The organism is Thalassospira lohafexi (assembly GCF_002844275.1).
Lineage (GTDB): Bacteria > Pseudomonadota > Alphaproteobacteria > Rhodospirillales > Thalassospiraceae > Thalassospira > Thalassospira lohafexi.
Genome location: NZ_NXGX01000004.1, coordinates 478,707 through 500,577, shown reverse-complemented (window position 1 = coordinate 500,577; position 21,871 = coordinate 478,707). Strand labels below are relative to the sequence as shown.

The window sequence follows — 21,871 nt, the reverse complement described above, 5'->3', positions numbered from 1 at the left end:
GATGAAAGGCCCGCACATGCGGGCCTTTCGGGCATCTTACCAAATCAGATGATTGGACCTATTTACTCACCTCAGTCTTCGAAATGACCTGCCGAGGCAAAAGGTCCACCTTGATAAATCACCGCCGGGTCATGGCGGTCTTCGGCCTCAGAGGCGGCTTCAATTTCCGCACGGAACTGCTCGGAGCTGTCTTGGGGATTCCATCCCAAAAATGCGGCGTGGTCGTTGCTCCACCATTTGGATGCGTTGTTTGAAACGCCATACATCACCAGATGGCCGGTCATCGGTGCATCAAATACCGCCTTTATCAGCGACATAAAGTCACGCGGGCTCATCCAGGTTGACAGCATCCGGCGATTACGCGGCTTGTCAAAGCACGACCCGATGCGAAGCGACACGGTTTCAACATCGAACTTGTCGTTATAGTAACTCGCCAGTGCCTCGCCATAGCATTTGGTCACGCCGTACAGGCTATCGGGGCGCTGTTCGGAGGCATCATCAAGTTTGGTGGTGCGCTTGTGAAAGCCAATGGCATGGTTTGAACTGGCAAACAGGATACGAGGCTTGCCATTCTTGCGCGCCCCTTCATACAGGTTATAGGTACCGAGCAAATTGGCCTGAAGCAGGTCATCAAACGCGGCTTCAATCGAAATGCCACCCAGATGAACGATGCCATCGACATCCTTGGTCAGTTCATGCACTGCTGCACGGTCGGCAAGGTCACACTGAACGACTTCCTCGTTCGGGCCAGCCGGGTCCATCGGGGCAAGGTCCGACAGGCGAATGACATCGGCATAGCCTTTAAGCCCTTCGCGGCAGATTTTACCAAGGTTGCCGGCGGCACCGGTAATCAGCAAACGTTTCATTATAGTCCTCTTTGATATGCGTCTTGATCCGCGATCAGTTGCTGCCAAACACAAGGTTAGGCAAGGTCAATGAAATCGCCGGAACATAGGTTGTCAGAAGAAGCGCGGTTAGGATCGCCAGATAAAATGGCCAGATCGTACGCACCGCGTGTTCGATTTTCACCCCGCCAATGGCACAGCCGACAAACAGGCAAGACCCCACCGGTGGTGTGCACAGGCCAAGGCCCAAGTTCATCATCAAAACCATGCCAAACTGGATCGGGTCCATGCCAAACTGCATCGCAAGTGGCAGGAAGATCGGCGTACAGATCAGGATCAGGGCCGCCATATCCATGATCATGCCCGCCACCAGCAACATCAGATTGATCAGCAACAGAACCATGATCGGATTATCGGTGATGCCGGTAATGGCTTCGGCCAGCGCATCGGGTACCTGATAGAAAGCCAGCATATAGCCATATGCCGAGGCACAGCCGACCAAAAGCATCACAAGCGACGTCGTCTTGGCCGATTGTTTGACCGCGGCAATAAACCCGTCCCAACTCAGCTCACGGTAGACAAAGCCCGTAATGATGAGCGCATAGGCAACGCCAATGGCACCAGATTCTGTCACGGTGAACACACCGCTCAAAACCCCGCCGACAATGATCACAGCAGTAAAGAAGCCCGGAATGGCCCGAACGGCGGTGCGCCAGACAACACCCCAACCGGGGAACGGCTCGGACGGATAGCCATGCTTGATCGCCACAAGCCACGTCGCCAAGCCCAGCAGCACGCACATGATGATGCCCGGCACAACACCGGCCATGAACAGCTTGGAAATTGAAATGCCGCCACCGGCTGCCACCGCATAAAGGATCATATTGTGACTGGGCGGGATCATGATCCCGGCGATGGAGGATGTGACCGTCACATTGACCGCGTAATCAGCCCGATACCCTTCCTTTTTCATCACCGGAATAAGGATCGAGCCAAGGGCGGAGGTATCGGCAACGGCTGAGCCCGAAATCCCGCCAAACAGCATGGATGAAAACACGTTCACAATGCCAAGCCCGCCCCGGCGGCTGCCGACCAATGCTGTGGCAAATTGCACCAGCCGGTTGGCAATCCCGCCATGCAGCATCAGCTCCCCGGCAAAGATAAAGAACGGAATGGCCAGAAGCGAAAAGGCACTGACGCCCGACCCGATCCGCTGAAACGCGATCAGGGTCGGCAACCCTTCAAAGAAAAACGCCCCAAGCGCAGCAATGCCAAGTGCGATGGCAACGGGCATGCCAATGATAATACCAATGGCAAACAGGCCCAGAAGAATGGTCATGCCCATTTATTCAACGTCCTTATTAAGCAAATCGTCGTGGTAATATTCGGCGTCGGAAATGGCTTTCCACCGGGTGATGATCTTGAGGATATGAACCGCACTGTAGAATGCAATCCCTGCCCCGCACACCGCCATCGGAACGGATCGCCAGCCATCGGAAATATGAATGATCGGCATTTGTTTGGCCCAGTTAAACGCCACCAGATCCATGCCCCCCATCATCATCCAATAGCCAAACCACGCCATCGCCGCGTAGCTTATGACCGCGACAACCGCCGCGACCTTTGACGGCAACGCATCGCGAAAGAACGACACGGATAAATGGCTGTTATCGCGCATGCCAGCAGCCGCCACCGGAAAGGTAATCAGGACAATCAGGATCAACGAAAACTGCTCGACCCATGTCGGTGTTTCGTTAAGGACATAGCGCCCGAAAACAAGCCAGGCAAAGCTTGGGATCAACGCAACAAGGGCCAGACCGCCGATCAGGTTCAAAACCCCGGCAATGCCACCGCCCAAACGGTCCATCAAATTGGTAAAACTGGAAAACATGTCTGCGCCGCCAGAATGTGAGTAGTGTGATTGGTATGACTAGGGTTTGAACCCAATTGAATGATTGAAATGGGTTCAAACCCTAGTCAGAAATAGAATAAACCAAAGGTCAGCAGCCAGGAAAAACAAAGAAGGGCGACGATATTATCGCCGCCCCGCTTTTAAACATATGGTTTATTTCTGCGCATCCTGGATGGCTTTGACCAGATCGGCCAGATCCGGATTTGCCTTGGCAAAGTTGTCATAGACAGGCTGCATTGCATCCTGGAAAGCCGCTTTGTCAGCGATTTCGTTGACTTCGATGCCCGCAGCAATAACTTTTTCCTTGGACTGTTCAGCACGTTCTGCCCAGGCAGCGCGCTGTACCTTTACCGATGCATCGGCTGCTTCTTGGACGATTTTCTTTTCGTCGTCCGACAGGCCGTCATAAAGCGCCTTATTGATGCACAGGCATTCCGGCAGGATCAGGTGCTGGGTGACTGAGTAGTATTTCGCAGCCTCAAAATGGCCCGAACTGTCATAGGACGGATAGTTGTTTTCCGCCCCGTCAATCACACCGGTTTTCAACGACTGGTAAACTTCGCCGTATGCCATCGGGGTTGCGTTGCCACCAAGGGCTGCGACCATCTGAACATACAGATCGTTGCTCATCACACGGAATTTAAGACCTTTGAGGTCTTCTGGCGTGTTGATCGGGTGCTTGGTGTTATAGAACGAACGCGCACCAGAGTCATACCAACCAAGCGGCTGAAGACCTGCTTTGATCAGGCCATCGGCAATCTGCTGACCGGCCGGACCGTCCATGACTTTGTGCATGGCATCGACGTTTTTAAAGATGAATGGCAGTGAAACAACGTTTGCTTCAGGGGCCACTTCACCAAGCGGGCCGAGGTTGAACACAGCCCAGTCCAGACCACCAAGACGCACCTGCTGGATCGCATCAGGCTGATCGCCCAGAACGCCACCATGGTAAACCTTGGCTTCAAGGTCGCCACCGGATTTTTCGTTGATCAGCTTGGCAAATTCTTCCATGCCGGTCGAAACCGGATATTCTGGCGGATGAATGTTCCAGCCGCGCCATTCTTTGGCCTGAGCACCGGATGCAAGCGCCATCGATACGGCGGCTGCCGCAATCGTAAGGGTCGTGTTTTTCAAAAAGGTGTTCATTGGAGTCCTCCCGTGACTTTTTGTCGTGGTACGTTAAAGCCTTGTTTTCCCTAAAAGGAACTTCTTATTGTTAGGCAACCTTACAATTTGTCACTTGTAACGACAAGTGAAAGGTCAATTAACAACTAGTCTAATAGTCCCGCCGTCGTCTCCTGCGCACCGATTGTTATTGTGGTGTCGCAAATGCCACCCCGACAGAACCACCTGCCGGGACAACAGGAAGGGTCCGTTAAACCAACGGCCCCACCTTCTGGCCTAGGCCGCGCGCAAAGCCCCATCGCCGAACGCCTTGCGGATGACCTCGGCCAGCATGTCGTGTTCTTCGACGCTCAGGTCCGTCAATGGACTGCGCACCGGACCGGTATCGCGTCCGATAACGCGCATGCCTGCCTTGACGATTGAAACGGCGTAGCCTTTTCCACGGTTACGGATATCAAGATACGGATAGAAGAAATCCATCGTGATCCGGTCCATGGTGGCATGATCGTCGCGCGTCAACGCGTCATAGAATTCCAGCGCCTGTTGCGGCAGGAAATTGAAAATTGCCGATGAATAGGTCGTCATGCCCGCGGCCTTATAGGCCTTGGCAAAGACTTCTGCGGTCGGCATCCCACCGATATAAGACAGGCGATCACCCATCGTGGTGCAGACCTTGGTGACCATTTCGATATTGCCGTGACCGTCCTTGAACCCGACAAGGTTCGGACAGACATCGCACAACTTCGAAAGCGTCTCAGCCGAAAGGATCGAATTATCGCGGTTATAGACAATCACCCCGATATCGACCGCATCACAGACCGCCTTGACCCGTTCATACATGCCGGTCTGTTCGGCCCCGATCAGATATTGCGGCAACAACAACAATCCGTCCGCACCGGCCTTTTCACATGCCTGTGCCAGTTCAACCGCCATCGCCGTGCCATAACCGCACCCGGCAATGATCGGTGTATCACCGGCAACTTCCTTGGCCGCACGAACAGTTTCAACAACCTCGTCCGGGGTCAGGGAAAAGAATTCCCCCGTACCGCCCGCCGCAAACAGTGCCGTTGCCGGGAATTGCGACAACCAGCCGACATGTTCGCGATAGGTCGCAAGATCAAGCGCGCCCTGCGCGTCAAAAGGCGTCACCGGAAAGGATAATAACCCGGCGCCAATCGCCTTTTTCATCTCAAGATAATGCATCAACGGTCCTTCAATTCTTTAATACGGCGTAATATCTATGACGAATCTATAAATTCATCATATTACTTTGTCAAACATATTACCAAGATATCTATTCCAACGCAGAATACCTTGAAATTTGCGGTATTTTCAGCGGGTTTAGGATCATTCTACTTTGGTATGATGACTGGAATTTTACCTGCAATCGCCCGAATCGACAAAATTGGTATGATGACTTTGAGGCCGATTCCCTTTAAGCTCCGTCACCCCGCAACGCCCTGAAGAAACAGCGAAAACAGCGAGAACAACTGGAATGACCAACCTCACCGAGGCAAGCCGCGTCCTTGCCACCGCCTTTACCGCGCACCAACTGATTGATCCGTTGCCAGCCGATCTTGCACCCGACAGTTTTGACGCGGCCTATGACATTCAGAATGAAACCCTGAAACAGACCGGCGCCAAACAGGCCGGCTGGAAAATTGCCGTCGCCACCCGCGCGGCACAGGAAAAAATCGGAAGTGACGGCCCGCTGATTGGTCCGCTGCTCAATGGGCGTATCCTTGGCGACGGTGCGCATCTGACCACCAACGACCTGCATTTCCCCAACATCGAAGCGGAAATTGCCGTGGTCATGGCCAGTAGCCCCGCAGCAGACACCACGCCCGACAGCATCCTTGATCACATCAAAAGCGTGCATCTGGCGATTGAGATCGCCGACCGGCGCTTTCATGAAAAACAAAACCCGCTGCAAACTCTGGCTGATTTGAACTCAACCGGCTATTTCGTGCTGGGTGCGGAAATTGAAAACTGGCGCGATATGCACTTTATCGGCGGCACGGTCACCACCAAAAGCAATGGCGAAATCCTTGCGACCAACAGCGATCCCGCTGCCTGGCCGGAAATCTTTAATGGCTTGGCGTATCTTGTGAACTTCCTTGCCAACCGCGACAAGGTGCTGAAACCCGGCGACGTCATCACGACCGGCGCCTGTGCCACCCCCACCATCAGCCCACATGGCAAAATCGAAGCGATCTTTGATGGTTTGGGAACGGTCACAGCCGAGATTGCAAAAGTCTGATTATTTCAAAACCGCACACAGAACCAACAAAGGCCATGCAGCATTCCCTGCATGGCCTTTTGATTTTGATACCTTTGCACGTCGTGCGCGCTGGCGTTTTAGCTTGCCTCAACAAAGCGATGCACGGCCACACCGGGCACATCAACACGCAATGTCACGATCTTGCCCGCATCAGGGAACTCCGCACGTTTTTCCGCGCTGTAATTTTCCTGATGGCTGGTGACATAGAGCGTTTTCATATCCGGCCCGCCAAAGCACGGCATGGTCGGATTGGGCATCGGCATCGCGATTGACAGCAATAATGTGCCATCCGGCGCAAACCGGTTCAGGTTACCGGCCGACACGCCCGCCGACCAATAGCAACCTTCCATATCAACAGCACCACCGTCCGGGCGCCCCAGCGTATCATCAAGATCAAGATACCGCTCACAATTGCCAATCGCGCCGGTCTTCGCATCAAAGTCCCAGCGATTGACCCATGGACCACGGGAATCCGAATGGTACATTTTTGCGCCATCCGGTGACCAAGCCAAACCGTTGGAAATCTTGAACCCTGTAACTTTTTCCTCAACAGCACCATCGGCGGTGATGCGATAGAGCGATGCAATCGCCTGCTTGTCGGCATTGTCATCCATCGTGCCGACCCAGAACGCCCCGTCCGGCCCGATCTTGCCATCGTTGGTGCGGCTGTGGATGCCGTCTTCGATCCGCGCCAATGGCGTGCGGACATCCGTCTGCGGATCAAGGAAGATGATATCCTTGCGCAGGGCGACGATGATGCGGCCCTGATCGGTCAGGCCAAAACAGCCCAGTTCGCTTTCGAATTTCCATGTCTTGCGTGCGCCGGTTTCGACATCAAGCGCATGAAGCGCACCATTAAGGATATCGGTCCAATACAACCGGTTGTTCGCAGCATCCCAATTCGGGCATTCGCCCAGTGTAAATGTCTCATCAAGCAGGATGCGCGGCTCATTGAGCCCGCCAGTTACACCTGACATCTGTATCTCTCCGTGGAAATTCATCATATCACATTGATGCCATTCGGTTTGCCGGTGCACCCCGAGCTTGTCAACAAAATTAGCAATTTTTATTTACAGGGGAGCGAACAAGCCGGACGGGAAAAACAGCCCGCATTTTGCCGTCGCGCACCGTGCTTTTGACACCGCGAAACAGAATATACGACCTGATTTTCCAAGATTTATAGCCCGCGTTGCGCGGCGAATTTGCGCCTACATATCGCGGGCGTGATCGGTGACGCGCTGGCGGGCCTGATGCAAATGATAGCGCATCAGAAGTTCGGCGCTATCGGCATCTCCACCGACAATCGCATCATAAATCTGGCGATGTTCGTTGAGCACTTTTTGCGCCCGTTCTTTCGATCCACCGCGCGTGATGTTCAACGCCACCATCATGCTTTTGCTCATGACGTCATGAAGCGACGTCAGGATGGTGACAAAGATTTCATTGCCGCTGGCGCGTGCAATCGTCATGTGAAAATCAAGATCGGCCTTATCGGCGATATCGCCCGCAGCAATGCCATCTTCAAGCATTTTCAAGGCGTTCTGAATGTCGCGATGATGGCGCAGGCTGGCACGGTTGGCCGCCATACGCGCCGTGGTGCCCTCAATCGCAATGCGGGCTTCAAAACAGCGCAACAATCCCGCAACGTCACTGACACCGCCAAAGTCGATCAACCCCTGTGGCGGGCGGCGCTTGACAAAGGATCCAACCCCTTGGCGGGCATATACCAATCCGTCCGACTGGAGCTTGCGCAAGGCTTCGCGCACAACAGGGCGCGACACGCCAAAGGATGCGCAAATCTCGTTCTCGGACGGAAGCTTGGTCCCCTCGCCCAGATTACCAGAGACGATCTGTTCCAAGATCTGACCATAAAGCTGGTCTGCAAGTTTTTCACGCTTTTGAAGTTTGAGTTGCAAACCGTTCATCCCCCGAACCACCCCTATTGAACTTGTTATCTTGTCATTTTCACTTGTAAGTTTTATCGGCAAATGACAGGCGGGTAAAGGGCCGTTCGCACCGATCAATCCACCAGTGAATAATCACGGTTTGGCGCAACACCGATATCATCGTCATCAACAAGACCACTGTCGGGACGTTCAATCAGGCTTGGGGTCAGCGTCATGGCACCAATCAATGTTTCATTTTTATCAAGTACCATCACATCCCCAAGTTCCTTGAATTCGGGATGATTATGGACATTGGGCACATGTGATACCGGCTCGACACAGAATGTCTTGCCGTCTTCGGGGATGTAGAATTGCAGGTTAGATAAACTGTCACTGGCCGACAGATGCAAACGATACCCCGCATTATCCCACATCATTTCGGCCTCGCCCTCCCAGCCGGAATAATGCACATCCAGCCCCATATGATGGCGGATCATTTTACCGTCGGAGAAATCCCGACCAAGGTCGATCACGGTGCGTGTGGTCGGCAACATGTCGTCGTCAGTGGAAAAACAATCAGCCGCGACAAATGCGACCGATGCGTCCTCGCCGCCCGGGAACCACGGGTGCAATCCGATGCCATAGGGCATGGGCGTTCGGCCAAGATGACGCACACCGATTTCAATCGTCACATCGTCCTGCGTGACTTTGAATTCCTGCCACGCGACATAGACAAACCCGCTGCTGGGATCGTCATGCTTGTGATTGAACCGCAATGTATCAACGGTCGGACGTTCAATTTTCCATTCCGCCCCGCGACCGAACCCATGAATGGCATGCGGGCTGGGCGGACGGTTGGCCGGAACATTGACAATCCGTCCATCAAATTCAAACTGCGAAAATGCCAGCCGATTGGCAAATGGCACCATCGGGAAACAGCCCAAAGACGACGGATTGCCAGACTTAAGGGCTTGTTCTGTCACCGGACGCAAAAGATTGATCGTGCCATTCCCGTCAGGACGGATCCAGTCAATCCGCGATATCGCACCGCCATTGGGAACGATCCCGATCTGAAAAGGTCCACTGTTCCAACGATATTCCGGCGCGTCCTTTTTGGACATGGCAGATGCCTTTATTCTGTTTAAAATCATATGATGACTTTACATCACCGATGACGTTCGACTATTTGAAGATGGTAAAACAAATCGCGCCAAGCAAAGATTAACGTCAGACCGTCATTTTACATCTGGTTGTCTTTACACCGGATTTACCGGACACGCAAAATGAACAAGACCCGTGCGTCAAACACGCCCCGCAAAGTTTCGCTGACCGAAAAGGTCATTGCAAGCCTGCGTCAGGAAATCGAAAGCGGTCAGCGCGAACCGGGCAGTAAACTGCCGACCGAACCGGTCCTGACCCAGACATTTGGCGTCAGCCGCACCGTGGTCCGCGAAGCCATCGCGGCACTCAAGGCCGACGGATTGCTTGAACCGCGCCAAGGGGCCGGTGTGTTTGTCCTCTCTCCCGAACCGCGCGGTAATGATAAATCGATTTTTGCCGTCGACTATGCACAGGTGTCTGACGTTCTCGAAGTCCTTGAACTGCGCATGGCGGTCGAGATTGAGGCTGCGGGCCTTGCCTGCACCCGAAGCTCGGTCGCACAGCAGGCAAAAATCTACGAAGCCATGCAAAAAATGGAAGATGCCGCCACCCGAGGCGAACCGACCGAACTGGCCGATTTTGAATTCCACAGCGCGATTGCCGCAGCCACCAACAACCGCCGCTATGCCGAGTTTCTCGAACATCTTGGCGATAAAACCATCCCGCGCGCGCAGCTGCGCCGTCGCCCACCCGAAGTCGAAGATCAGAAAAACTATATGCAGATGATTCTGGGGGAGCATCGTTGCATCTATGATGCCATTGCGACCCGCGATGATGACAGTGCCCGCAAAGCAATGCGCGCCCATCTTAGCCAAAGCCAGACCCGTTATCAGAAACTTCTGACCCAGCGATAAGGCGGCGCTCCCAAATCCACGTGATCGGGAATGGGGCATAAGCTTTAGATGGTGCGGCTAAGCTTCACCAAGGGCATTGGAAAGCTCCATCATATCGGACAACACAATATCCGCCCCGGCGTCATAAAGCCGATTGGCCGCCCCTGCCCGATCATCGGCATAATGGCCACCGCCAACAAAGCCGATGCATTTCATGCCCGCAGCAACCGCCGCCGTCACACCGGCAACGGAATCTTCCACAACAATTGCCTGATTGGGAGCATACCCCATGTCATCGGCGGCATATAAAAACAGGTCCGGTGCCGGTTTGCCGTTGGCAACAAAGTCGGCACTGTAAATCCGCCCGTCAAACCACGGACCAAGTCCGGTGACATCCATGGTTTTTCCCAGACGTTCGATGGAACTGCTTGATGAAATGCAGAACCCAAGCTGGCGTTTCTTTAACGCCGCCAGAACGCTATCAATCCCGTCGATTTTAACAAGTTCATGATCATAGCGGGCAAACAGCAGGTCATAGTAGAACGGCTTGAACTGATCGCGAATGTCCTTGCCGGTTTCATCGCGAATATGATCAATCGGGGCTGAACTTGATCGCCCGGTAAAGCGGGCGGCGACTTCCGCCAATGTCAATGGCGCGCCAAAATGGGCAAGCACATCGACAAGTGTCGCAAGCGAGATCGGCTCGCTGTTGACAAGAACGCCGTCGCAATCAAACAGAACGGCATCACAATCGGCAAACAGCTTTCGGATCGCTGCCCCCGAAGGAGCAGATACATTTGCGTGATCGTTTACAGTCTCGTTTCCAGTACCGTTTCCAGTCTCATTTTCTGGGGCCATGTTAAACCTGGCTTGTTACATTTATATGATTGCCATCAGCCTATCGAATGATCCGATTGACCGTCAACAAAAATGAACATTTGACCATTAACTGAACTTTTGATCAAATCAGCCACCAAATGCCAAACCAAAAGAATAACCGGCGGCCGTCAAAACGTCTGTCAGCCGGGAAAAGCGGAGGAAAAAGACCCACATGAGCCACAACGAAACCCGTTTTATTGGTGTGGATGTTGGCACCGGAAGTGCGCGCGCGGGTGTCTTTGATGCCAATGGCAAGCTACTTGGAAGTGCGGCCCACCCGATTGCCATGAACCGTCCAAAGCCCGATTTTGTCGAACAGGATTCGGAAAATATCTGGCAGTCGGTCTGCCAGTCGGTTCGTGATGCCATGACCCAATCGGCCTCCTCCGCCGACCAGATTGCCGCCATCGGGTTTGATGCGACCTGTTCACTGGTCATCCGCGATCAGGACAACCGCCCGCTTGGCGTAACCCCGAATGGGGCCGATAACTGGGACGTCATTGTCTGGATGGATCACCGTGCCGTGCGCGAGGCCGAGGAATGCACCGCCACCAGATCACGGGTCCTTGAATATATCGGTGGCACCATGTCCCCGGAAATGGAAGTGCCCAAACTGATGTGGCTTAAACGCCACCACCCCGATCACTGGAACAAGATGGGCGCGGCCTATGATCTGGCCGATTTCCTGTCATTCCGTGCAACCGGCAATACTGCACGGTCGTGTTGTACGGTAACCTGCAAATGGACCTACCTTGCCCATCAGGATGATCCGTGGGATCGCGATTTCCTGTCGCAGATTGGCCTTGATGATTTCAACAAAAAAACCGGGATCGATGCCAAGGCGCTTGCGGTTGGCGACCGGATTGGCACGCTGTCGCAACAAGGTGCCGATGATCTTGGTCTAACCACAAATTGCGTTGTGGGTGCCGGACTGATTGATGCCCATGCCGGTGCGCTTGGCACGCTTGGTGAGTATCTTGATGGCAACCTTGATCAGCATTTTGCGATGATTGCCGGCACATCCACCTGCCATATGGCACTGTCATCCGAACCGCGCTTTATCAAGGGAGTCTGGGGTCCTTATTTCGGGGCGATTGCACCGGGGCTTTGGCTGAACGAAGGCGGGCAGTCGGCCACGGGCGCGTTGCTTGACCACATCGTGGCAATGCATCCGTTTTCCCATGACATGGGCCGTGATGGGCATAAGCTGGCCGGTGAAAAGCTGTTGCCGATGATGGGGAATCAAACCGATCTGGCGCCGCGTCTTCATGTTTTGCCTGATTTTCATGGCAACCGGTCGCCACTGGCCGACCCCGAAGCACTTGGCGTGATTTCCGGGCTGACACTTGATCAAAGCGAAGAAAGCTTCTTAAAGCTGTATTGGGCAACGGCCTGTGCGATTGCCTATGGCACGCGCCACATCATCGATGCGCTAAATGACACCGGATATGACATCACCCACATCCATTTAAGCGGCGGGCATACGGCAAGTGCGGTTCTTGTCAAACTCTATGCCGATGTCACCGGATGTACTGTTGTGATGTCTGATTGTCAGGAACCGGTATTGCTGGGGTCGGCCATGCTGGCGGCGGGTGCGCTTGATGATGCCGATGGCATCGACGGCCTTGCAAAAGCGGCGCGCAAAATGGCCGGCAAGGAAACATCACTTGCCGCTGACCCAACGGCCAAGGCGGACCATGACCGTCGATACGCCATTTTCCATATGATGCACGCCCAGCGTCAGGCGCTTGACGAAATCAGTAAAAACTAAAGTAAATCCGGGGCGTTAGGCCCCAAACGCGTAATCCTGCTCCCCGTCCCCTATCCAAAAGCTGCTTGACGCCTCTTGGCGATGGGGTCAAAACAAAAGGGCCGATGCTTTTGCATCGGCCCTTTCTTTCGCACGCGCAACGGCGGGGTCGGGGGATCATGCAGATTTAAATATCTGCACCGTCACGAGCACGATGCCTTACAAGGCCGGTCCGGTTTCGGACCGGCCTTGTTCGTTTTGCTTATTCAGCCGGATGTTCGTGGGCTGCTTTGACATCACCGCGTTTTGAACGGCTTTTGGCAAAGGTCCCGACAATCAGCACGAAGAACAACGGCACAAAGAAGATCGCAAGCAACGTCGCGGCAATCATCCCCCCCAGCACCCCGGTGCCAACGGCAACACGCGCAGCCGCACCCGCACCGGTACTGATCGCCAATGGCACAACACCAAGTGTAAAGGCCATCGACGTCATGATGATCGGACGCAGACGTTGACGTGCAGCTTCTACCGTTGCCTCAAGAAGCCCCATGCCCTGATCGTAAAGTTCGCGGGCGAACTCGACAATCAGAATGGCGTTCTTGGCCGACAGACCAATCGTGGTCAGGATCGCAACCTGGAAATAAACGTCATCTGGCAACCCACGCAGCAAGGCTGCGATCACGGCACCAAGGACGCCCAAAGGCACGACCATCATCACGGAAATCGGGATTGCCCAGCTTTCATACAAAGCCGCCAAGCACAGGAAGACGACAATCATGGACAGCGCATACAATGCCGGTCCCTGCTCGCCTGCTTCGCGTTCCTCATACGACAGTCCCTGCCACTCAAGGCCGATACCGCCCGGAAGCTTGGCAACCATTTCTTCCATCGCCAGCATCGCATCACCCGATGCCACACCCGGAGGTGCCGATCCCTGAATGTTCAGCGACGACAGACCGTTAAAGCGTTCAAGACGGGGTGAGCCATAATCCCACTGGGTCGAGGAGAATGCCGAGATCGGCACCATTTCGCCCATGCCGTTGCGGACGTACCAGAAATCAAGGTCTTCCGGCATCATGCGGTATTTCGCATCTGCCTGCATATAGACCTTTTTGATCCGCCCGTTTTCGATGAAGTCGTTGACGTAACTCGACCCCCACGCTGCTGCCAGCGTACGGTTCACATCGGCCAGATCTACGTTAAGCGCACTTGCCTTTTCCTGATCAATATTGATCTTGAACTGCGGCATGTCATTGAGGCCGTTCGGACGAACACCCACAACGCGCGGATCCTGTGCTGCCATCCCCAGAAGCTGGTTACGGGCCGCCATCAGGGCGTCATGGCCAATACCGCCACGATCAACAAGCTGCAAGTCAAAGCCGTTTGCCGTGCCAAGTTCAACAATGGCCGGCGGCGCAAAGGCAAACACCATTGCCTCACGGATTTGGGCAAACGCACCATAGGCACGGCCAATCACTGCACCAACAGCCTGATCAGGACGCGTACGTTCCGACCAGTCCTTCATATTGACAAAGGCGATACCGGCGTTCTGACCACTCCCGGCGAACGAGAAGCCTGCAACGGTGAAGATACCGTTGACGTTTTCCTTTTCCGCTTCCATGAAGTGGGTTTCGAGCTTTTTAAGCACGCCAACCGTACGTTCCTGCGAGGCACCCGCGGGAAGCTGAACCATCGAGAACATGATGCCCTGATCTTCTTCAGGAAGGAACGATCCGGGCAGGCGTATGAACAACGCCGCCAAACCACCAACCAGAATGACATAGACAAACAGATAGCGCCATTTGCGGTGTACGACATGGTCGACACTGCCCTGATAGAACCGGTTGGTCTTATCAAAGCCGCGGTTAAACCAGCCAAACGGACCTTTCTTTGCGCTCGGGTCCGCGTGCGATGGTTTAAGCATCGTCGCACACAATGCCGGTGTCAGAACAATCGCCACCACGACCGACAATGCCATTGCCGACACAATCGTGATCGAGAACTGGCGATAAATTGCGCCCGTCGACCCGGCAAAGAATGCCATCGGCACAAACACTGCCGACAGAACCAGCGCAATACCAATCAAGGCACCGGTAATCTGACTCATGGATTTCCGCGTTGCTTCGCGCGGCGGAAGCCCGTCTTCATGCATCACACGTTCGACGTTTTCGACAACAACAATCGCGTCATCGACCAGAAGGCCGATGGCCAGAACCATGGCAAACATGGTCAGCGTGTTGATCGAATAGCCAAACGCAGCAAGAATACCGAACGTGCCCAGCAAAACCACCGGCACCGCAATCGTCGGGATCAGGGTTGCCCGCCAGTTTTGCAAGAACAGGAACATCACCAGGAAGACGAGAACAATCGCCTCAAACAGGGTGTGAACCACTTCTTCAATCGATACTTCGACGAACGGGGTGGTGTCGTACGGATAGACAACTTCGACACCCGCCGGGAAGAACGGTTTGAGTTCTGCCAAACGGGCTTTGACGGCCTCGGCGGTATCAAGTGCATTCGAACCGGTCGCAAGGTTGATCCCGATACCGGTTGCGGACTGCGCATTGTATCGCGCAACAACTTCATAGCTTTCGCCACCGATTTCGATGCGGGCCACGTCACCAAGACGCACCTGCGATCCATCAGTATTGACCTTCAGCAGGATGTTGGCGAATTCATCAACCGTTTGCAGCTTGCTTTGTGCGGTGATGGTCGCGTTGATCTGCTGACCGGGGATCGACGGCGCACCACCAATCTGACCGGCAGTGACTTCGGTGTTTTGCGACTGGATTGCCGCACTAACGTCCGACACCGTCATGTTATAGGAAATCATCTTGTTCGGATCGAGCCAGACGCGCATAGCATGCTGTGCGCCAAACACCTGAACCGAGCCAACACCGTTCACACGGGCAAGCGGATCTTCGACCGTGGAGACCACAAAGTCAGACAGATCTTCGGCCGACATCGACCCGTCGCCCGATACAAAGCCAACAACCATCAGGAACGATCCCGATGACTTGGTGACCGTGACACCCTGCTGCTGCACTTCGCTTGGCAGCGACGACATCGCCCCTTGCAGTTTGTTCTGCACCTGAACCTGTGCGATATCGGGGTCTGCTTCGGGTTCAAACGTCAGTGAAATAGACGCCTGACCGTTAGCCGATGAGTTCGAAGACATATAGCGCAGATAATCGATGCCGTTCATCTGCTGTTCGATCACCTGTGTGACCGTGTTTTCGACTGTCTCGGCGGACGCACCCGGATAGCTTGCCGAAATCTCGACAGATGGCGGTGCAATAGACGGGTACTGCTCGATGGGCAATTGCCACAACGAAAGTCCCCCCGCCAACATAATCACCAGGGCGATAACCCAGGCGAAGACAGGGCGGTCAATAAAGAATTTTGCCATTGAATACGTCCCTATTCGGCGGCTTTGGCGGTGTCATCGGCGGGTTTAGCCGACCCATCGTCGGCGGCAGTCTCGACCGGCTGCGGCGCGACAGCGGCACCCGGTCCAATGCGTTGGATACCGTCAACAATCAGTTGATCGCCATCTTCCAGACCTGCAGAAACCAGCCAGTTTTCACCCTGCGATTGTTCGATCTGAAGGTCCTTTGACACGACTTTTCCATCGACAGCGACATAAGAATATGCCGTGCCATCAGGACGGCGCATCACAGCTTTCTGCGGCACGAGGAAGGCCCCTTCAAGACGACCCTGACGCACCTGACCACGAACAAACATGCCCGGCAGAAGTGTGCCATCCGGGTTCGGGAAAACTGCGCGCAACCGAACCGTACCGGTGGTTTCATTCACCGTTACGTCGGAAAACTGCAAAGTTCCTTTTTGCGGATATTCCGCACCGGTCGCATCAATGATCAGTGACACCTCGATATTACCGGCATCAACACCCTTGATCCGGCCGTTTTTGACAGCCTGCTTGATTTTAAGCAGACGGCCACCGGCCTGCGTCACATCGACATAAATCGGATCAAGCTGGGTAATCGTGGTCAGTTTGGCCGCCTGATTGGCGGTCACCAACGAGCCTTCGGAATAATCCGACGAACTGATCTGACCGGAAATCGGTGCAGTCACCGTTGTGTATGCAAGATCAATCCGGGCCTGTTCAAGCTCCGCACGGGCGGACGCAACTGCGGCCTTGCCCTGTGCCTCGGCGGAAACCGCGTCGTCATAGGTCTGACGGCTGACCGCCTGGGATTTCACCAGCGGGTCATAGCGCGTACGGGTTTTAACAGCCTGATCAAGACTTGCACGCTGGCGCGAAAGTTCTGCCTGTGCGGCATCAACCCGGGCCAGATAAACATCCTGATCAATCATATAAAGTTGCTGGCCGGCTTCAACGATACCGCCTTCGGTAAAGTTGCGCTCCTTGATGATGCCATCAACCTGCGGACGGATGTCCGCCTTACGGAAAGCAACGGTACGGCCCGGCATTTCTTCGACCAGCCCGACAGTCTGCGCTTCAAGGGTTACGGTGCCAACCGGTGTTGCCTGCGGTTGCGCATTGGCCTGTTGCTGACCACCTTCATTTTGCTCGCTACAAGCAGCTACCATAAGGGTAAGCGCTGCGACGCTCGCAAATTTTAAACAAGTTCGCATGGACAAATTGCTGTTCCTTCTAAGTCCCGTCAGCAAAGCATACCACGCGCTTTGCCGTTGCATTTCAAAATACTGTACGGTACAGTACACATTGTGCACTGCACGATCAAGAGCCAATAACAAACGAATTGGAAACGATGAAAGAAACATCGGAAAAGCAAGAAAACCAGTCCTCTAGAAGGTCTGCACGCCGCCGTGCCATGATGGATGCGGCATGGGAACTCCTCCTTGAAAAAGGGTTCTCTGGTGTGACGCTTAATGACGTTATTTCCCGTTCTGGCGGTTCGCGCACCACTGTGTACGAAGCTTTTGGCGGAAAGGATGGCTTGCTCGCTGCCGTGATGGAAGAGCAATGCATGGAGTTTTCCGCAGAGCTTCATATTTCGCTTGAATCCGATCTCCCTCCCCGTGATGCCCTGACAGACTTCGGTAAAAAACTGGCCAAAAAGATACTAACCGAGGAAGCCATTCGCTTCACGCAGATTCTGTTTTCTGAAGGCCAACATTTTATACCTTTGGTTGAGAAATTTATGAAAGTCGGCCCCGATAGCACGCGGGCACGCCTGTCCCGGTATCTGCGACGCCAACATGACCTTGGTCACATTGTGGTTGATGATCCGGTTCACGATGCCGAACTGTTCAATGCGATGATCATTGGCGACTGGCAAAAACAGATCCTCAAAATGATTGATCCCCCAACATATAGTAACGCCGAGATCGAAAAACGCGTTTTACGTGCGGTTGAGGTTTTCTTATGTGGTGTCGGCAGTGAAAATTACCGCAAAACAGCGGATGATAAAAACTGACCATCCCCTGCTGGTCAGCGACTTGATATCCCCGATCCTAAAGCCCCCCTCCTGACAGCATCCTGTCAGTTAGAGTGATCCGTTGCGCAATATCTGCCCTATGATTACCAAAATTGAGGTAAACGTTAGGGCAACGCTTTTGGGCCGGTATGGATAAGGCTCATGCCACGCCAGCCCTGCAAACCCCGGTAACGGGCCCGCAACGGAGATATCTGCATGCGCATTCGTACGGCTTTTTCATTGATTGGCTTATGGGCACTTTCCCTGCCTGCCTTCACAGTGCAGGCACAGGCCATCACCACAGATAAAGCACGCGATGTCATGGATGCCATCCTGATGCAAAGCGGCATTTCAGCAACCCTGTCGGATGCCACGCTCACATCCGATGGCGCCGCAGCACTGACCTATGATGACATCTCGCTGGGCCTGAGCGGCTATTCCACTCCGCGCACGCTCCGCATGAATGGTGTCCATGTCACTGTCCGTGACACCGATCAGGCCAATCAGGTCGATCTCGACATCAAGCTGCCCGAACGCGCAAAAATGAATGCCGAGGCAACCTCGGATCAACGCGATCTTACCATGCGCAATGCCGGTGGGTATCTTCGCTGGGACACGGTGAAAAATGCCCCGGTAACCTTCGACGGCTTTGCCGACTTTTTGATTGGTGATGAACCGGTCACGCGCAAACACTGGCTGATGAACGGCCTTGTCTTGCAATGGTTGCCCCAACAAGCCCGTGTTTCGTGGCAAAGTGCCGAATGGACCGGCCCGAACCGTGAAAAGCGCGGCTCAACCAAGGCCGCCAGCCTGATTGTCTATCCCGGCGACAACGGTGAAACCCACCTTGATTACGCCCATGATGGATTATGGCTTCCCAGCCTTCTGCAGCCCCGCACCGTGCGCATCAAAAGCAGCAGCGAAGGCCTGCCCTGGACCGAGGCCAAACCGATCATTGAGAAGGGCTTCCTTGACATGCTGACCGGCACCGCCCCGCGTATGGCCCGCAAGCAAATCGGCAATGCCCTTTGGCAAAAGGCCGCCGATAATGGTGCGCCGGTCAAAATCGATGAGTTTTATATTGAATCACGCGGTCTTGAGGCGCTTGGCACCGGTGAACTTCTGGCCCAACATGCCGCCCGATATGGCTTTACCGGCGAAATGGACTTCAACCTTCTGGGCAAGGACCTTTTGCAAAATTTGATTGGCACGCCGGAAAGCCCGACCCTTCTGGGCGCGCTAGTCCCATTTGCCGTCAATGGACTGGCATCGGGCGAACCGGGCCCCGGCGGCACGACGCAGTATGGCACGCGCCTTCTGGCCGATGGCCGCATTGTGGTGAATGGTGTTACGGTCTATCAGGCACCAAATGGTGGTTAAGACCGAACCCGCCACGCCGCCGTTCTCGCCCGGCCCATGCAACCGCATTGTGGTCTATTGCAAGAATATCGATGCGATGACGCAGTTCTATACCGATCACTTTGGTTATCAGCCCTCCCAAAAAGACGGGGATCGAATTCTTGAACTGATCGCACCTGATGGCGGTCTCATCCTGATGCTCCATCAGGCGGGCAAGGGACAGCGCAACGGCCAGTCCCTGATCAAGCTGGTATTTGACGTGCGCGACGTCGAACATACCCGCAGTAATTTGCTGGAACGCGGCATCAAGGTCGGACCACTCCATCAGGCGGACGGCTATTGCTTTGCCAACATGAAAGACCCGGCGGGCAATTCGGTTTCGATCTCAAGCCGGGCGTTTGCGTAACGTGTAAGCGCATTTCAATCATACATCTTGTTGACGCCCCCACCGGAACTTCGCATGATCCGCAGACGAGACTGGCCACCGAAAGTGCCGGTCCACGCAAATCAGGGAGTTTCTCAGAATGAAGATCAACAAAACCGGCCTCCTTTCCGGACTGGTCGTCGCCGGTAGCCTTTTTGCATCAATCAGCAGCGCATCGGCCGACACCATCAAGGTCGGCATCGCCAACTTTGGCGAGCATCCCCAGCTCAATGCCGCGATTGCGGGCTTTAAGGACGCCATGGCCGAAAACGGCTTTGTCGAAGGCACCGATGTCACCTATTCCGAAAGCCACACCAACTTTGACGCATCTCTGGTGCCCCAGATGATCACGAAGTTGCAGGCCGAAAATCCCAAACTGATCTATACCGTAACCACCCCGGTTTCCCAGATCGCCAAACAGATTTTGGCCGGTTCAGACATTCCCATCGTGTTTTCCGCTGTGACCGATCCGGTTGCTGCCAAGCTTGTCCCGTCGTGGGACGCTGGTGACACCAACATGACCGGCGCTTCGGATCTACAGGACATCGCAGCGGTTCTCGAATTCACCCGCAAACTCCTGCCCGATGCCAAACGTCTTGCCATCCCCTACAACCCGGGTGAGGCCAATGACGTTGCCCTGCTTGAAAAGGTCAAAGAACTCGCACCTGCTGCCGGTTTCTCGGTCGTTTCGGTGGGCATTGATAACGTCAATGACATCTTGCAGCGCATCACATCGGTCGCCGGCAAGGCCGATGTCATTTATACCCCGGCATCCAACCTGATCCAGCCTGCGATTGCAGCCGTGTCGGCTGCTGCCCGCCAGATCGGTGTTCCGATTGTCAATTCTGACAGTTCGGCCGTTGCCAACGGCACCGTTCCGGCCAGTTTCTCGGTCGATTATGGGCAGGTGGGCCTGAATGCCGGTAAAATTGCCGCGGAAATTCTCAAGGGCAAATCACCGGCAGACATTCCGCCGTCCGCCCCGACCTATGAAACCCACGCGCCGATGATTTCAAAATCTGCCGCCGCCGCCTTCGGGATCGAAATCCCGGCATCATTTGACGATTGCGGCTGCATTGTCGAATAATTTCGCCCTGACGTGAACACCCATTGGCGCCGCGCGGGTCCGCCCCCGTCGGCGCCAATGACATTCGGGCATTATGCCATCGCGAATGACGGCACAATGCCCCAAGGAGAAGACGGATGCTTGAAATCCGATCTGCACGAAAAGTCTTTTATGCCGGTCAGCCAGATGAAAAAGTCGCACTTGATAACCTTGACCTGACCCTGCAAACCGGGGAATTCGGGGTTGTCATCGGCTCAAACGGGGCCGGGAAAAGCACCATGCTCAATGCCGTGTCGGGCGCACTCCCCCTTGATAGCGGTCAGATCGCCATCAATGGCGATGATGTTACCGATACGCCGGTCCACAAACGCGCCAAACGGATCGCACGGGTGTTTCAGGACCCGATGCTGGGCACCGCCGCCAGCATGACCGTTGCTGAAAATATGCTTCTGGCCGATTTGCGCAGCACCGACAGGACCCTTGCGCGCGGGCTCAATGCCAAACGTCTTGCCGATTATAAGGACCGCCTTGCCGCCCTTGGTCTTGGCCTTGAAAACCGGCTCGACACCAAGGTGGAATTGCTTTCGGGCGGGCAGCGTCAATCACTGTCCCTGATCATGGCTGTCGGTGGATCGCCCGATTTATTGTTGCTTGATGAACATACCGCCGCCCTTGATCCACGCACGGCTGATCTTGTGATGCAGGCCACCGTGCGCGCCGTTGATACCTTTAAGCTGACGACATTGATGGTGACGCACAATATGGCCCACGCGGTTGATTACGGCCATCGGGTGATCATGCTCGATGCCGGGCGCGTCAAACTGGAAATCGGCGGCGACGAAAAAGCCAATGTCACTGTGGCAAAACTGGTTGATCATTTCGCGGTCAAGACCGACGCCATGATGCTGGGGGCGGGAGCATAAG

Annotated in this window: 19 protein-coding genes; 8 read left to right on the top strand and 11 right to left on the bottom strand. The window is 54.6% G+C overall.

Annotated elements, in window-relative coordinates; all coding sequences use genetic code 11:
- Nucleotides 1-71: 71 nt before the first annotated feature.
- The 5 genes from COO92_RS12100 to kdgD form a co-directional block, all read right to left on the bottom strand.
- Nucleotides 72-866, bottom strand: a complete 795-nt coding sequence (locus tag COO92_RS12100; RefSeq protein ID WP_101302412.1) for an NAD-dependent epimerase/dehydratase family protein — start codon at nucleotides 864-866, stop codon at nucleotides 72-74.
- Nucleotides 867-900: 34 nt separating this feature from the next.
- Entirely contained in the window at nucleotides 901-2,190 is a 1,290-nt protein-coding gene (locus COO92_RS12095; RefSeq protein WP_101302410.1) for a TRAP transporter large permease, read from the bottom strand.
- On the bottom strand, nucleotides 2,191-2,736 hold the full coding sequence (locus tag COO92_RS12090; RefSeq protein ID WP_101302408.1) for a TRAP transporter small permease: 546 nt from the start codon (nucleotides 2,734-2,736) through the stop codon (nucleotides 2,191-2,193). It abuts the gene before it with no gap.
- Nucleotides 2,737-2,910: 174 nt separating this feature from the next.
- Nucleotides 2,911-3,903: a TRAP transporter substrate-binding protein gene (locus tag COO92_RS12085; RefSeq protein ID WP_101302406.1), complete on the bottom strand. Its 993-nt coding sequence runs from the start codon at nucleotides 3,901-3,903 to the stop codon at nucleotides 2,911-2,913.
- 255 nt (nucleotides 3,904-4,158) lie between these two features.
- Nucleotides 4,159-5,085, bottom strand: a complete 927-nt coding sequence (kdgD, locus tag COO92_RS12080) for a 5-dehydro-4-deoxyglucarate dehydratase (RefSeq protein ID WP_101302404.1) — start codon at nucleotides 5,083-5,085, stop codon at nucleotides 4,159-4,161.
- Nucleotides 5,086-5,377: 292 nt separating this feature from the next.
- Between kdgD and COO92_RS12075 the strand changes: the two genes are divergently transcribed.
- Nucleotides 5,378-6,142, top strand: coding sequence for a 2-keto-4-pentenoate hydratase (locus COO92_RS12075; RefSeq protein WP_101302403.1), 765 nt, complete (start codon nucleotides 5,378-5,380; stop codon nucleotides 6,140-6,142).
- A gap of 98 nt (nucleotides 6,143-6,240) precedes the next feature.
- On the opposite strand, the gene COO92_RS12070 is transcribed toward COO92_RS12075, so the two are convergent.
- The 3 genes from COO92_RS12070 to COO92_RS12060 form a co-directional block, all read right to left on the bottom strand.
- Nucleotides 6,241-7,140, bottom strand: a complete 900-nt coding sequence (locus tag COO92_RS12070) for an SMP-30/gluconolactonase/LRE family protein (protein ID WP_101302401.1) — start codon at nucleotides 7,138-7,140, stop codon at nucleotides 6,241-6,243.
- A gap of 231 nt (nucleotides 7,141-7,371) precedes the next feature.
- A complete protein-coding gene (locus COO92_RS12065) occupies nucleotides 7,372-8,088 on the bottom strand; it encodes a FadR/GntR family transcriptional regulator (RefSeq protein WP_101302399.1) in 717 nt (238 codons plus the stop codon).
- A gap of 95 nt (nucleotides 8,089-8,183) precedes the next feature.
- Entirely contained in the window at nucleotides 8,184-9,170 is a 987-nt protein-coding gene (locus COO92_RS12060; protein WP_101302398.1) for an aldose 1-epimerase, read from the bottom strand.
- 162 nt (nucleotides 9,171-9,332) lie between these two features.
- Between COO92_RS12060 and COO92_RS12055 the strand changes: the two genes are divergently transcribed.
- Nucleotides 9,333-10,064 carry a FadR/GntR family transcriptional regulator gene (locus COO92_RS12055; RefSeq protein WP_101302396.1) on the top strand — a complete coding sequence of 244 codons (732 nt, stop codon included), beginning with the start codon at nucleotides 9,333-9,335 and terminating at the stop codon, nucleotides 10,062-10,064.
- A 57-nt stretch (nucleotides 10,065-10,121) separates the two neighbouring features.
- Here COO92_RS12055 and COO92_RS12050 read toward each other — a convergent pair whose 3' ends face one another.
- Nucleotides 10,122-10,901, bottom strand: coding sequence for an HAD family hydrolase (locus COO92_RS12050; protein ID WP_101302394.1), 780 nt, complete (start codon nucleotides 10,899-10,901; stop codon nucleotides 10,122-10,124).
- A 193-nt stretch (nucleotides 10,902-11,094) separates the two neighbouring features.
- Here COO92_RS12050 and COO92_RS12045 point away from each other — a divergent pair, with 193 nt between their 5' ends.
- Nucleotides 11,095-12,693 (top strand): FGGY-family carbohydrate kinase, encoded by a 1,599-nt coding sequence (locus tag COO92_RS12045; protein WP_101302392.1) that lies wholly within the window; start codon nucleotides 11,095-11,097, stop codon nucleotides 12,691-12,693.
- Between the two features lie 241 nt (nucleotides 12,694-12,934).
- Here COO92_RS12045 and COO92_RS12040 read toward each other — a convergent pair whose 3' ends face one another.
- Together COO92_RS12040 and COO92_RS12035 are read right to left on the bottom strand one after the other, a co-directional pair.
- Nucleotides 12,935-16,081, bottom strand: a complete 3,147-nt coding sequence (locus COO92_RS12040; protein ID WP_101302391.1) for an efflux RND transporter permease subunit — start codon at nucleotides 16,079-16,081, stop codon at nucleotides 12,935-12,937.
- Nucleotides 16,082-16,092: 11 nt separating this feature from the next.
- Nucleotides 16,093-17,247, bottom strand: a complete 1,155-nt coding sequence (locus tag COO92_RS12035; RefSeq protein ID WP_240626417.1) for an efflux RND transporter periplasmic adaptor subunit — start codon at nucleotides 17,245-17,247, stop codon at nucleotides 16,093-16,095.
- Nucleotides 17,248-17,429: 182 nt separating this feature from the next.
- On the opposite strand from COO92_RS12035, the gene COO92_RS12030 reads away from it, so the two are divergent.
- From COO92_RS12030 to COO92_RS12010, 5 genes are all read left to right on the top strand, one after another.
- The gene (locus COO92_RS12030; RefSeq protein WP_101302387.1) at nucleotides 17,430-18,098 is read left to right on the top strand and encodes a TetR/AcrR family transcriptional regulator; all 669 of its coding nucleotides are present in this window, start codon (nucleotides 17,430-17,432) and stop codon (nucleotides 18,096-18,098) included.
- Nucleotides 18,099-18,314: 216 nt separating this feature from the next.
- Nucleotides 18,315-19,478, top strand: coding sequence for a hypothetical protein (locus COO92_RS12025; protein WP_101302385.1), 1,164 nt, complete (start codon nucleotides 18,315-18,317; stop codon nucleotides 19,476-19,478).
- Nucleotides 19,468-19,863 carry a VOC family protein gene (locus COO92_RS12020; RefSeq protein WP_101302383.1) on the top strand — a complete coding sequence of 132 codons (396 nt, stop codon included), beginning with the start codon at nucleotides 19,468-19,470 and terminating at the stop codon, nucleotides 19,861-19,863. The genes COO92_RS12025 and COO92_RS12020 overlap by 11 nt, the downstream gene beginning before the upstream one ends.
- Before the next feature lie 118 nt (nucleotides 19,864-19,981).
- Entirely contained in the window at nucleotides 19,982-20,968 is a 987-nt protein-coding gene (locus COO92_RS12015) for an ABC transporter substrate-binding protein (protein WP_101302381.1), read from the top strand.
- Nucleotides 20,969-21,084: 116 nt separating this feature from the next.
- Entirely contained in the window at nucleotides 21,085-21,870 is a 786-nt protein-coding gene (locus COO92_RS12010) for an ABC transporter ATP-binding protein (RefSeq protein ID WP_101302379.1), read from the top strand.
- Nucleotide 21,871 lies beyond the last annotated feature (1 nt).